Below are 12,845 nucleotides of genomic sequence, written 5' to 3' on the forward strand. Positions count from 1 at the left end.
GAAGATTAGGATTTTCCTGTAGTGTAAGGCGCTTAACAGCCCGACACCAACATCGTTACGCTACATCTTATGCAAATTTATTATATATGATCCGCTTTAGGGTATAGCGAAATTCAGGGCTTTCCTCACCCGTTTTGCGGGATATCTCCCATACTGCAAAGGTCAGCCTGTTGACGTCTGGAGCATGGAAGATGAAAAACCCCACCTTGTTGCAATGTTTTCACTGGTACTACCCCGCCGGCGGCGAACTGTGGCGTGAAGTCGAAGCGCTGGCCCCCAGTCTTAACGAAATCGGCATCAATATGGTCTGGTTGCCACCCGCCTACAAAGGCGCCTCGGGCGGTTATTCCGTCGGCTATGACACCTACGATCTCTTCGACCTCGGCGAGTTTGATCAAAAAGGTTCTGTCGCCACCAAATATGGCGATAAAACCCAGCTGCTGGCGGCGGTTAACGCCCTGAAGGAGCACGACATCGCCGTGCTGCTGGACGTGGTGGTGAACCATAAAATGGGCGCCGATGAAAAAGAGGCCTTGCGCGTACAGCGCGTCGATGAGCAGGATCGCACGCAAATTGACGAGACGATCATAGAGTGCGAGGCATGGACTCGCTATACCTTCCCGGTGCGCGCCGGGCAGTATTCGCAGTTTGTCTGGGACTACAAGTGTTTTAGCGGCATTGACCACATCGAGAATCCGACGGAAGACGGTGTATTTAAAATCGTCAACGACTACACCGGCGAAGGCTGGAATGAGCAAGTCGATGATGAGCTTGGCAACTTCGACTACCTGATGGGCGCCAATATCGATTTTCGTAATCACGCCGTCACCGAAGAGATCAAATACTGGGCGCGCTGGGTGATGGAGCAGACCGGCTGCGACGGTTTTCGCCTTGACGCCGTGAAGCATATCCCCGCCTGGTTTTACAAAGCATGGATCGAACATGTCCAGGAGGTGGCCCCGCAGCCGCTGTTTATTGTCGCGGAATACTGGTCCCATGAAGTGGAAAAGCTCCAGCAGTATATCGACCTCGTCGAGGGCAAGACGATGCTGTTCGATGCCCCGCTGCAGATGAAATTTCATGAAGCGTCCCGTCAGGGGCGCGATTACGACATGAGCCAGATTTTCAGCGGGACGCTGGTGGAAGCCGACCCCTTCCATGCCGTCACCCTGGTCACCAACCATGATACCCAGCCGCTGCAGGCGCTCGAGGCGCCGGTTGAGCCATGGTTTAAACCGCTGGCCTATGCGCTGATCCTGTTGCGTGAAAATGGCGTGCCCTCGGTCTTCTATGCCGATCTCTTCGGCGCTTCCTATGAAGATACCGGCGGCGACGGACAAACCTACGCCATAGAAATGCCCGTCATCGAGCAGCTACACGAACTGATCGACGCCCGTCAGCGCTTTGCCCACGGCGTGCAGACTCTCTGGTTCGATCACCCCAACTGCATTGCCTTCAGCCGCAGCGGCACCGACGAGGATCCCGGCTGCGTGGTGGTGATGTCCAATGGTGATGAGGGAGAAAAGACCCTGACGCTGGGCGAGAACTATGGCAACAAACGCTGGCGGGATTTCCTGGGCAACCGGGAAGAGATTGTCGAAACCGACGACGAAGGCTGCGCAACCTTTACCTGTAACGGGGGAAGCGTCAGCGTGTGGGTGCTGGAGGCGGTGCTGTAGTCATCTGACGCCGGACGGGCCAGCAGTGGCCCGCCGGAACCTTAGCGCGCGGTGGTCGGCGCGCTGACTGGAGCGGCGGCACGCGCTTTAGCCCACGCCTTCTCGCACTCCGGGGTGAGACGTTCAACGCGGGTCAACGTCATACGATCGTAGGAAAGGGTGTTGCCCTCGCGCTCGATCGGGTAGATATCCAGGGAAGCGGTCACGTTGTAGATATCGCTATCGCGGTTCATCAGTTTCCCCGGCTGGGCGATCACACGCTGCCACTGGCGGCAGTCGAAGGTGTCCCCTTCTTTGGTGACGATCAGGCTGGCGATGGCGTCCGGACTCATCATCTCGCTCTGCGGCCCTTTCGTCTGCCAGTAGCCTTCCAGGCCTGCCGGCGCTGGCGCTTTAACAACCTCTTCGTAACGATCAACCTGCACGCATCCGGCCAGCGCCAGCACCATGCCAGCAAAAACTAACTGTTTCATCATTCATCCCACAAGCTGATAAAAAAGTATTGTGGCATTAAAGCGTTAAGCCTTCCACCCCCGCCGCAGGCGGAGAAGCCGGGCAAAACACGGCCAGGCATCGCAGCCTTCATTTGAAATAAGGAAATTCTGAAAGTAAAAGAATGTTTGGGGCCTAACCATAGCATCCGTGGGCACTTTTTGTTTTTAATTCGCTCACACTACCGGTTCTTGACTTTACTTTAAGAGTTTTCCTGGCAAATTATATACAGAGATGCGGAATAGTTTAATGGAACTAATGGGTTCTTTCTTAAACCTACTATTATCACCGCCCGCAAGGACTGCTTCGCACAGCCAGTGTGAAGTGTATATCGTTACGTGTTGATTGAGGATGGGTCATGTCAACGATGATTATGGATTTGTGCAGTTATACCCGGTTGGGACTAACGGGATATCTGACCAGTCGGGGAATTAAAAAACAGGAAATCGTTGAGGTCAACTGCGCTGAGGATCTGCACAGGCATTGTGCGTCATGTTGCCCGGCGGTGGTGTTTCTGAATGAAGATTGCTTTGTGCATGATGATGAAAGTAATGGCATTATTCGCCAGATCATCACGCAAAACCCGGCGACGTTGTTTGTGATTTTTATGTCGCTGGCGAACATCCATTTTGACCGCTATCTACGGGTGCGTAAGAACCTGCTAATCAGCTCAAAATCGATCACTCCAAAAGACCTTGATGTCATTCTGGTTAATTATCTTAAATACAAGAACACGAGTCTGGGGCAGTTAAATTTACCGACGTTGTCGCTGAGCAAAACAGAATCAAATATGCTGCAAATGTGGATGGCCGGGCATGGTACTTCGCAAATTTCAACGCAAATGAACATCAAAGCGAAAACGGTATCATCGCATAAAGGCAATATTAAAAAGAAAATACAGACGCATAATAAGCAGGTGATTTACCACATCGTTCGGCTGACCGAAAACATTACCAGCGGTATTCAGGTGAATCTACGCTGAAACAAACTGGCGGTGGTCCCGCCAGTTCGGTTTTACGAGATTTCTTTTTCCACGAAGATCCCATCCGGGTGCCCTATTTCATTGAAAAACCAGATCCCCAGGGGATAGTCTTCCAGCGAAACCAGATACATCGTCCCTTCACTAAACGACTCAATTGCCAGCACTACGCCCGATCGACGTGGGCCACCGTCGGTCTTCACCGTGACACGATCGTTCACCTGCATAATCCATCTCCTCTCTATTTCCAGCCAGTGTAGAACAAAACCACGCCGCTCGCAGCGTCGCGGGCAGTGACTGGCGTTTTTTTAGACCGACTATACTTAAAGAAGCTTGAGCGACGCTCAGCGAGGGGGGTAATGATGAAGAATCGATTGACAGACCAGACCGGGAACGACGTTGATGTCAACGTTGATGCTCTGCTGGCGGCGATTAATGAGATCAGCGAAAGCGAAGTCCATCGCATCCTCGATGACCCACAGCGCGCCAGTATCGATGGCCGCGGGGCGCATACCTGGCGTGAACTGGCGGAGGCATTTGAACTCGATATTCATGATTTCAGCGCCAGTGAAGCCAACCGCTAGCGATGGGCGAAAAAATCCCGACTCGCAGGAGTCGGGATCAAACTTGCTAATGCAAGAAGCACTTGAAAATTCGTTACACCGGGAAATCCGATGCGTTGAAACATTATCCTCAATTATTTTGCAAGACAAGCGATATTCATGGCGCAAAATATTGAGAAAGTTGGCGCTTCGCAGCAGAAAGGGCTGCAGGGCTGATGCGATAAGGCTTAGCCGCAAACCGGTTTCATTCGATAGCGCGATCCCCGTCGAACACTTTAAGAAAAATCTCATTTTGCCTGATTCGGGCGAAACGTTTTGCTCACGCTTCGCTGCGATACCAGACCTGGTTGCGGCCATTTTGCTTGGCCAGATACAGTCTACCATCGGCGACCGACTGCAGGGCTTCAAAATGATACTCCCCCCGCTCTTCGCTGCCGCTCACCCCTAACGACGCGCTGACCCGCAGCGTCACGTTGTTATGCAAAAAGACCTCCCGGCCATGAATACGCAGGCGTAGCCGCTCCGCTACCGCCGCCGCTTCCTGCAGCGTGGTATTCGGCAGCACGACACAAAACTCCTCTCCGCCCACGCGGCCCAGCAAATCACCGTCCCGGACGGTGCCGGCAAGCGTACTGGCCACCATCGACAGCACTCTGTCACCCGCCTGATGGCCATAGCGATCGTTAATGCCCTTAAAGTGATCCAAATCGAGCTGGATGACCGCCAGCGGTCGTCCGCTGCGCTGGCAGTCGCTGGCTACCGCCATCGCCTTCTCAAACAGCGCCCCGCGATTGAGCAGGCGGGTTAAGGCATCGTGCCAGGCCTGCCACTCCAGGGAGGTCTGGAGAACGCTCATATTGCGGACCATACGGCGGATCACCAGCCAGGAGAGCAGCAGCATTAAGGTGAAGAGGATCCACATCAGGGTCAGGGCGATGGTGATGGTGCCAAAGTTGCCGCGTACGCCTTCCCGCAGAGTATGGATCCGCAGCAGCACGCCATCAAAATTGCGCAGTTTGGCCCAGCTGATATAGCGCGTCAGCAGACGCAGGCCGCCCTGATTATCATGAGCAAACGCGCGGCTGAGCAGTTCCTGTTCGCGCGGCGACAGCAGCGTCAGGACATTCCCCGGCGCAGAAGAGGCCAGCAGGCTAAGATGGCTGTCGTAAAGCTGGTATTCCCCCTCCTGCCCGCCCTGCATCGCGCTGATTAAAAATGCTTTTATTTCGCTGACTGAGAAATCCATCGCCAGCACGCCGCGCCAGTAACCGGCAAAATCCAGCGGTATCGAGGCGGTGACCACCTGCTCTTCCAGCTGCGGGTCATCGTCAGGAAAGGTTTGCCAGATAACGCCGCGGTGCGGATTGTTCCGCTGGGTCTGCCGGGTAAACCAGAGGGCGCTGATGGCGCGCGAATAGTAGGTCTTCACCTGCGATTCATCGCGCAGCGGCAGGGTCGAGGTGAAAAAACCGCTGCGGGAGATATATTGCATCCGCTCGGCAAAATCGCGATCATGCTGCGTCAGGTTTAACAGATAACCCAGCTCCAGCGTCGCCATCAGTTCATTGACCACCAGCGGATCGTCCGGCAAGAGCAGCGGGTGATCCCTGACGACGCCCTCCGAGACGCCAAACACCGGCAGCGTCCGGCGGTTGGGGAGCGCCACCCGCCAGGTCTCCTGGTGGCGTTGGCTCAGATAGCGCTGGCTGGCTTCGTGCAACACATCGACGTCGAGCGGGCGTTCAAGCGCGGACTGCATACCGTGGCGAAAAAACATCATCCTGTCGATGTTGAACTGCAGCAGGCCATCCATTTCATGCGCGACGTTAGCCAGATTATTGCGCTGGTTCGCCACGTAGGCCTCTTCCAGGACATTGATTTCGCGCCAGATCAGCAGCGTGGAGAAAAACAGCACCACGATAAAACAAATGTTAACCACATGCGCCGGGCGAGTCAGGTGGTAGAGTTTTTTCAACTTCAACCGTAGTGGCTTTTCCATCTTTCTCTCGCAGCACGTTGCGCAAATCTGACGTCGTCAGCACGCCCGGTCTCTGCCGATACCGGAGGCGCTTTTAGCGTAGACCACGCGGCGCCGTCATGCGGCGCCGCACCTGACTACTTCACCGCGCCACGCAGGCGACTGACCGCCTTGACGCCCGCCAGCACCACCGCGCCGATGATAAAACCCAGCACCAGATTAGCCACCATCGGCAGCAAGGCGGCCAACATGCCGCCCAGCCCCGCGCTCCAGTGCTCAATGGCATGGTGTAGCGGCGCAATACCGTGAACCACAATCCCGCCGCCCACGAGGAACATGGCCAGCGTTCCGACGATAGAGAGCACTTTCATCAGCCAGGGGGCCACGGTCAATAACCCTTTGCCCAGCCACTGCGCCAGGGTACTGCGTTTCTCCGCCAGCCAGTAGCCCATGTCATCCAGTTTGACGATCACCCCCACCAGGCCATAGACCCCGACGGTGACCAGAATCGCGATCCCCGACAGAATGAGGATCTGATTCAGCAGCGGCGCTTCCGCGACAATGCCGAGGGTGATGGCGACAATTTCCGCGGACAAAATAAAGTCGGTGCGGATCGCCCCTTTGACTTTGTCACGCTCAAAGGCCAGCGGATCACGATCCGCCAGCGCCTGAAGACGCTGCTGCCGTTGCGCTGGGTCCTCTTTGTGCTTACGCGCTTCCAGGCTGTGGAGCACCTTTTCCACCCCTTCAAAACAGAGAAACGCGCCGCCCAACATCAGCAGCGGCGTAATCGCCCAGGGAATGAAGGCGCTGATTAGCAGGGCCAGCGGCACGAGGATGATTTTATTGACGAACGACCCTTTCGCCACGCCCCAGACCACAGGCAGCTCACGATTTGCCCGCACGCCGGTCACCTGTTGGGCGTTGAGGGAGAGATCGTCGCCCAGCACCCCCGCCGTTTTTTTCGCCGCCAGCTTGCCCATCATGGAAATATCGTCCAGCAGCGTGGCGATATCATCGAGTAATGTTAAAAGACTACTTCCTGCCAAAATGATTTTCCTTCTCTTTTCATCAATGTCTCCCTCGAGTATGCGTTAAAAAACGGCCGCTGCCCAAGGTACAATTAGTCAATATAAATTTAACAACCTGACGCAAATTAAGCGCTCGCCAGCAGGATAGTTTTCACGTTTACTATATGTCCCCTTTCTATCTCTGCACCGTCGTGAGGAAGTATGTCTACCCGTCAGCTGTTACCGCTTATCGGGGCGCTGTTTGCGCTGTATATCATTTGGGGCTCTACCTATTTCGCCATCGCCGTCGGCGTCGCCAGCTGGCCGCCGCTGATGATGGCCGGAATTCGCTTTCTCTCTGCCGGCGTGCTGCTGCTGGGATGGCTGTTGGCCACCGGCCATAAACTGCCGGCCCGCGGACCGTTGCTTAACGCCGCGCTGATCGGGGTTTTGCTGCTGGCCGTCGGCAACGGCTTTGTCACCCTGGCCGAACATCAGCACGTTCCCTCCGGGATCGCCGCGGTCATGGTCGCCACCGTTCCGCTGTTCACCCTGTGCTTCAGCCGCTTTTTCGGCATCGCCACTCGTAAACTGGAATGGCTGGGGATTGCCATTGGCCTCGCGGGTATTGTGATGCTTAACAGCGGAGGCAACCTGAACGGCAACCCCTGGGGCGCGCTGCTGATCCTGATTGGCTCCCTGAGCTGGGCCTTCGGCTCGGTTTACGGCTCGCGGATCGAGCTGCCGACCGGCATGATGGCGGGGGCAATCGAGATGCTCGCCGCCGGGATCGTCCTGCTGGCCGCGTCATGGCTGAGCGGCGAAACCTTAACCCGTGTTCCGTCGTGGTCCGGGATCGCCGCTGTGGCCTACCTGGCTATCTTTGGCTCGCTGATTGCCATCAACGCCTACATGTTTTTGATCCGCAATGTCACCCCGGCAGTGGCCACCAGCTACGCCTATGTTAACCCGGTGGTGGCGGTTCTGCTTGGTACCGGATTCGGTGGCGAAAGCCTGTCCCTGATCGAGTGGCTGGCGCTGGCGGTGATTATTTTCGCCGTCGTGCTGGTGACGCTGGGGAAATATCTCTTCCCGGTTCGCAGCGAAGCTACCCCTTGTAAGGCGTCGAAATAAGCGCCAGTTCGCGGATCCCCTGGGTGTCGATCTGCGCGTCGTGTCCGGCGCCGCAGATCCACTCTTCCAGACGCTCGGTGAGCGCCTCGTCATTCAGCTTCAGCCGACCGCGCAGGGCGCATTCCCAGACGATAAGCACCCGCCAGCCCTGCTCGGCCAGCTTTTGCCGGTCACGGGCATCGCGCGCCACGTTGCCGGCGATCTTGTCCAGCCAGAACGCGGTCCGGGTAGCCGGCACCTTAAACAGGTAACAGTTATGGTGATGCCAGAAACAGCCGTGGGTAAAGATGACGCAACGGTAATCGGGTAAAGCGAAATCAGGGCGTCCCGGCAGCTCGCGATCCTGGGCAACAAAGGTGAATCCCGCCTGAGTCAACAGCGCCGCTATCCGCTTCTCGATCGCCGTATCGCGCGTGGCGATAGCCCGCATATTTTTACTGCGCGTGGCTTTATCGTGAACATCCGCCATCGTTATCACCCGTTTCGCGACGCGCCACCGCCTGAGCGATGCGCGGGGCCAGGAGCTTCGCCACCGCGGCGAAGACCGGAACCACCACCGAGTTGCCGAACTGACGATAGGCCTGGGTATCCGACACCGGGATGCGGAAACGCGCCCCCTGAGGCGATTCGAAACCCATCAACCGGGCGCACTCCCGCGGCGTCAACCGACGAGGACGCCGCTGTTGATTCTGCGGATCGTCAAAATGCGTCTCGCCCAGCGGCCGATCCCAGCCGCGATCGACGAGAATTTCGGCGCCATCTTTATAGTAGCGGGCGGAGAGCGTCCGGGCCACGCTGTGGGGATTGGCGGGGTCCACCAGGCCATAACCAAAGCCATTGCCCCGCGCCTGATGCTTGCGGGCATATCGATAAAGATATTTCCACAGTACCGGCGTGAGGATAAATTTGGCATCCACCGTCGGCTCCAGCAGCTCGCCAAATGTTGGCCGAACCGCCGGGTATAGCGCCGCGATATCGCGCAGCGTAAACCCCTCCTGCAGCTGCAGATCGCGACGGAAGCCCACCAGCACGATGCGCTCCCGGTGCTGCGGTAAGAAATGGCGCCCGTCGATCACCTTCGGATCGTCCGGCCCGCTATGCGCGGCGTCAGCGACCTCATACCCCAGCTCATCCAGCGTCTGCATGATGATGCGAAAGGTCCGCCCCTGATCGTGGCTTTTGAGATTTTTGACATTCTCCAGCACAAAGATCGCCGGCTGACGGGCGGCGATAATTCTCACTACATCAAAAAACAGCGTCCCCTGGGTTTCGCAGGCAAAGCCGTGGGCGCGACCCATGGCATTTTTTTTCGACACGCCGGCGAGTGAGAAAGGCTGGCAGGGAAAGCCGGCCAGCAGCACATCATGCTGCGGGATAGTCTCGCGGATATGCTGCGCCGCCTCGTCATCGCTAACGTCGGGGCGATGGCTGAGGGTGATATCGCGAATATCTTCATTGAAACGGTGTTGCTGCGGATCGCAATACCAGTTGGCCTTATAGGTGCGCACCGCATGCTTGTTCCACTCGCTGGTAAAGACGCACTGCCCGCCGATAGCTTCAAAACCGCTGCGGATCCCGCCGATACCGGCAAACAGATCGACAAAGCGGAATCCATAGTGCGGATGATGGGCCGGCGGCGCCGGCAGCAGCGTCGCCAGATGAGCAACCTCCTGCGGACGCAAACGCGCTGCCGCGCGGCTGAGGGCCGCCACGCGCTTGAGGATCGCCGCGCTCCAGTGCTGCTCCCCGACGCTCACCAGTTCGGCGACCAGCGTTTTCACATCGTAGATCGTCATCAGCTGGCGCAGCAGCGCCTGAGCCTCTTCACCGGCCTGTTCCGTCAATGACAACGACCTGTTTTCCTTGCTTAACTTTTGTGGCATATCCTCAACCAGCGCGGACGATTTTTGCAGAGAGTACCATAAATCACTGGTCGGTTGACGGCTGCGGTGCAAAGCGACGTAAAACCGCCTCATCCAGCGCCAGGGGTTCCCCCTTCAGCTCCGCGCTGATCTTGGCCATAAACTCGACGAGGAAGCGCGCATTATGCTGCGCCATAGCCCTTCCTCCGGCGGTCTGCATGGTTTCCGGCAGGCGCAGGAGCTTGCACTGGAAATGGTCGAGGGCATATTTTCTGTCATCCAGCGCTCGCCGGTCGGCGAAAGGATCGTCGGCATCAAACAGAATGGTGTTCAGGGCGCCGGCGACGGCGAAGACCCGCGCCAGGCCTATCGCCCCCAGCGACTCGAGACGGTCGGCGTCCTGGACGATTTTCGCCTCCAGCGTGCGCGGCGGGATCGCCGCGCTGAAGCTGTGCGCCTCAATAGCGTGGCTGACCGCCGCATACCGGTCTGCGGGAAAATCGGCAAACGACGACTGCAAAATAGCCAGGGTTTTCTCGGCAGCCATCATCGAGGAGCGGCTTCGCTCCGGATGATTTTTAGGCAGACTGACAATGTCATGAAAATAGCAGGCCGTGAGAAGCACCAGTCCGTCGACCTCCTCCTCCCCGGCGGCCAGCCGGGTGGCGGTGGCCCAGACGCGACGAAAATGGGACAGATCGTGCGCCGCATCCTCCCGGGCGTGATGCGTCAATATCCAGTGCTCAAATCGCTGCTGCCAGTCAACCAGGTTCATAGGCGTTCCTTTATCTGTAGGTCAGCCTCGAGCATAGCAACTTTACGACCGATGATCCCGCCCGCTTCCGGAGGGCCGTGTATACCAGACGACAGCGCCGAGGATCGCGCCAATGCCGGCGAGCACCAGCATTCCCAACAGGGCGCCAAGCCATTTCCCTGCCATGGTGCCAAAGTCGCCCTCCGCGCTGGCGCCGGGGACGCTGTGAATTTTTCCCACCACCCACCAGTAACGCACAATGACCCAGACACAATATCCGCAAAAGGCATACAACGCCCATAGCGCAAGTTTGCCGCCCGGGCTGCGTTTTGCCTGCTCTTCCATCTCATTCCTCTCCGTGACAATTCATACTACCGCCACCAAAAAAACGTGACACTCATCACATTATACCGCCAAGCTGCGCCACAGGCAGCAGTTTCATCCTTGTCTTCTGCACTCACTTATCACTTATTCTGCCAACGGAAATACGCAGGGATTGTTTCTTTATTATTTACCCAGGGACTTAAACATTAATGACACCCAGCCATGTCGCGTAGTGTAATTATCCATCCGCCTGTGGTATTGGTTAAAAAATTATATTTAAAGGCTGAATGACCAACTCGCTGTAAATTTATACAAATAATTTCATTCAGTTAACCGCGATCGCAACACAGCAACATAACTTATTGCTATACAACAAAATAATCATTAAAACCGATTCATTTAAATTTAATATAATGAACCACAAAGAAATATCTTGTAATATCTTACATTATTTATTTACATATTTTATTTTAAATAAAAATGAACTTAGTCGTTAGTATCTGACAGGCATTCCGGAGGGATTGTCATAATTCACAGAAATTATTATTAAAAGGGAATATATAATGAAAAGAAAAGTACTGGCACTCATGGTACCGGCATTACTCATGGTCAATGCCGTTAATGCTGCAGAAATTTATAACAACAACGCCAACAAACTGGACCTTTATGGGAAAGTCGCCGGCCTGCGTTACTTCTCTGACGACACCAGCGAGGACGGCGACCAGACCTATGCTCGCTTAGGCATCAAAGGCGAAACGCAGATCGCTTCCGAGTTAACCGGCTACGGTCAGTGGGAATACAATGTCAAAGCGAACACCAGCGAAGGGGAAGGCGCGAATTCATGGACTCGTCTGGCCTTCGCCGGTCTGAAGTTTGCTGACTATGGCTCACTGGACTATGGCCGTAACTACGGCGTGGTGTACGACATCGAATCCTGGACTGATATGCTGCCGGAATTCGGCGGCGATACCTACACCCAGACCGACGTTTACATGACCGGCCGCACCAACGGGGTGGCCACCTACCGTAACAGCGATTTCTTCGGCCTCGTCGACGGCCTGCATTTCGCCCTGCAGTATCAGGGGAATAATGAAAACGCCGGTTCTGGCGAAGGCACTAACAACGGCGGCGCTCGTAAACTGGCGCGGGAAAATGGCGACGGGTTTGGTATCTCCAGCTACTACGATCTCGATATGGGCATCAGCTTCGGGGCCGCCTACTCGGCTTCCGACCGTACCCATAACCAGCTGGCGGCAGCACGCAGCAGCCATATTTACGCTAACGGTGATAAAGCCGAGGCCTGGACCGTCGGCGCAAAATATGACGCCAACAACATCTATCTGGCCGCCATGTATGCGGAAACCCGCAACATGACCTTCTACGGCAACGGCGCTATTGCCAACAAGACGCAGAACTTTGAAGTCGTCGCCCAGTACCAGTTCGATGAGTATAATTTACCGCTGCGTCCATCCGTGGCCTATCTGCAATCGAAGGGGAAAGATCTTTACAACTACTCTCGCTATAGCGACAAGGATCTGGTCAAGTATGTCGACATCGGCATGACCTACTACTTCAATAAGAATATGTCCACCTATGTGGATTACAAAATCAACCTGCTGGATGAAGACGACCGCTTCTACCGCAACAACGGTATCTCGACCGATGATATCGTGGCCCTCGGTCTCGTTTACCAGTTCTGATCCCCATCAAAGCCCGCGCTCAGCGGGCTTTTTCTTGTTCCCGCTCCGTTGAGATCACTCTTTTCAACATTGCCGCTTTCCAGGCGTACCTTCCCTCTTTATGATGCGTTTAAGCTCGTTCGGGCAAATTGCGGCGGTAAGACCACAAAAGGACAAGGCGCACTACCGCGTCTTTACGCTGAAACCAGGACGATGATGATGGCGATACCCCAGCGCAGGCGTTATACCTGAAGCTAACGGTGTTATTGAAGGGGAATGGTCAGAGAAAGAATAGTTGGCGGAGAGAGGGGGATTTGAACCCCCGGTAGAGTTGCCCCTACTCCGGTTTTCGAGACCGGTCCGTTCAGCCGCTCCGGCATCTCTCCGCTGT

General features: G+C 55.9%; 13 protein-coding genes and 1 tRNA gene. 5 read left to right on the forward strand and 9 right to left on the reverse strand.

Annotation, left to right across the window (positions count from 1 at the left end):
• Positions 1 to 191: 191 nt before the first annotated feature.
• Positions 192 to 1,679, forward strand: a complete 1,488-nt coding sequence (amyA, locus tag AC6CWS_RS15265) for an alpha-amylase (protein WP_044524008.1) — start codon at positions 192 to 194, stop codon at positions 1,677 to 1,679.
• 41 nt (positions 1,680 to 1,720) lie between these two features.
• Here amyA and yedD read toward each other — a convergent pair whose 3' ends face one another.
• Positions 1,721 to 2,155, reverse strand: a complete 435-nt coding sequence (yedD, locus tag AC6CWS_RS15270; RefSeq protein WP_072413406.1) for a lipoprotein YedD — start codon at positions 2,153 to 2,155, stop codon at positions 1,721 to 1,723.
• Positions 2,156 to 2,529: 374 nt separating this feature from the next.
• Between yedD and rcsA the strand changes: the two genes are divergently transcribed.
• Entirely contained in the window at positions 2,530 to 3,153 is a 624-nt protein-coding gene (gene rcsA / locus AC6CWS_RS15275; protein ID WP_023290286.1) for a transcriptional regulator RcsA, read from the forward strand.
• Between the two features lie 32 nt (positions 3,154 to 3,185).
• Here rcsA and dsrB read toward each other — a convergent pair whose 3' ends face one another.
• On the reverse strand, positions 3,186 to 3,377 hold the full coding sequence (gene dsrB, locus AC6CWS_RS15280; RefSeq protein WP_004203477.1) for a protein DsrB: 192 nt from the start codon (positions 3,375 to 3,377) through the stop codon (positions 3,186 to 3,188).
• A gap of 135 nt (positions 3,378 to 3,512) precedes the next feature.
• On the opposite strand from dsrB, the gene yodD reads away from it, so the two are divergent.
• Positions 3,513 to 3,734: a YodD family peroxide/acid resistance protein gene (gene yodD, locus AC6CWS_RS15285; RefSeq protein WP_004203478.1), complete on the forward strand. Its 222-nt coding sequence runs from the start codon at positions 3,513 to 3,515 to the stop codon at positions 3,732 to 3,734.
• A gap of 298 nt (positions 3,735 to 4,032) precedes the next feature.
• Here yodD and dgcQ read toward each other — a convergent pair whose 3' ends face one another.
• Both dgcQ and AC6CWS_RS15295 read right to left on the reverse strand, forming a co-directional pair.
• A complete protein-coding gene (gene dgcQ, locus AC6CWS_RS15290; protein ID WP_023290287.1) occupies positions 4,033 to 5,712 on the reverse strand; it encodes a cellulose biosynthesis regulator diguanylate cyclase DgcQ in 1,680 nt (559 codons plus the stop codon).
• Positions 5,713 to 5,828: 116 nt separating this feature from the next.
• The gene (locus AC6CWS_RS15295; RefSeq protein ID WP_044524012.1) at positions 5,829 to 6,740 is read right to left on the reverse strand and encodes a DUF808 domain-containing protein; all 912 of its coding nucleotides are present in this window, start codon (positions 6,738 to 6,740) and stop codon (positions 5,829 to 5,831) included.
• A 183-nt stretch (positions 6,741 to 6,923) separates the two neighbouring features.
• Here AC6CWS_RS15295 and yedA point away from each other — a divergent pair, with 183 nt between their 5' ends.
• On the forward strand, positions 6,924 to 7,835 hold the full coding sequence (yedA, locus tag AC6CWS_RS15300; protein WP_023290289.1) for a drug/metabolite exporter YedA: 912 nt from the start codon (positions 6,924 to 6,926) through the stop codon (positions 7,833 to 7,835).
• Here yedA and AC6CWS_RS15305 read toward each other — a convergent pair.
• From AC6CWS_RS15305 to drpB, 4 genes are all read right to left on the reverse strand, one after another.
• Entirely contained in the window at positions 7,810 to 8,304 is a 495-nt protein-coding gene (locus AC6CWS_RS15305) for a very short patch repair endonuclease (RefSeq protein WP_130941698.1), read from the reverse strand. The two genes, yedA and AC6CWS_RS15305, sit on opposite strands and share 26 nt — an antisense overlap.
• Positions 8,285 to 9,685 (reverse strand): DNA cytosine methyltransferase, encoded by a 1,401-nt coding sequence (locus tag AC6CWS_RS15310; RefSeq protein ID WP_165454443.1) that lies wholly within the window; start codon positions 9,683 to 9,685, stop codon positions 8,285 to 8,287. Before AC6CWS_RS15310 ends, AC6CWS_RS15305 begins: the two co-directional genes overlap by 20 nt.
• 76 nt (positions 9,686 to 9,761) lie before the next feature.
• A complete protein-coding gene (locus tag AC6CWS_RS15315) occupies positions 9,762 to 10,472 on the reverse strand; it encodes a phosphohydrolase (protein WP_023290292.1) in 711 nt (236 codons plus the stop codon).
• 42 nt (positions 10,473 to 10,514) lie between these two features.
• Complete coding sequence (gene drpB / locus AC6CWS_RS15320; RefSeq protein ID WP_023290293.1) at positions 10,515 to 10,796, reverse strand: cell division protein DrpB; 282 nt, start codon at positions 10,794 to 10,796, stop codon at positions 10,515 to 10,517.
• A gap of 542 nt (positions 10,797 to 11,338) precedes the next feature.
• Here drpB and ompC point away from each other — a divergent pair.
• Positions 11,339 to 12,475: a porin OmpC gene (gene ompC, locus AC6CWS_RS15325; protein WP_023290294.1), complete on the forward strand. Its 1,137-nt coding sequence runs from the start codon at positions 11,339 to 11,341 to the stop codon at positions 12,473 to 12,475.
• Positions 12,476 to 12,750: 275 nt separating this feature from the next.
• On the opposite strand, the gene AC6CWS_RS15330 is transcribed toward ompC, so the two are convergent.
• Positions 12,751 to 12,840: transfer RNA gene (locus AC6CWS_RS15330), tRNA-Ser, on the reverse strand.
• Positions 12,841 to 12,845: the final 5 nt, after the last annotated feature.

Source organism: Klebsiella sp. M041 (genome assembly GCF_059759695.1).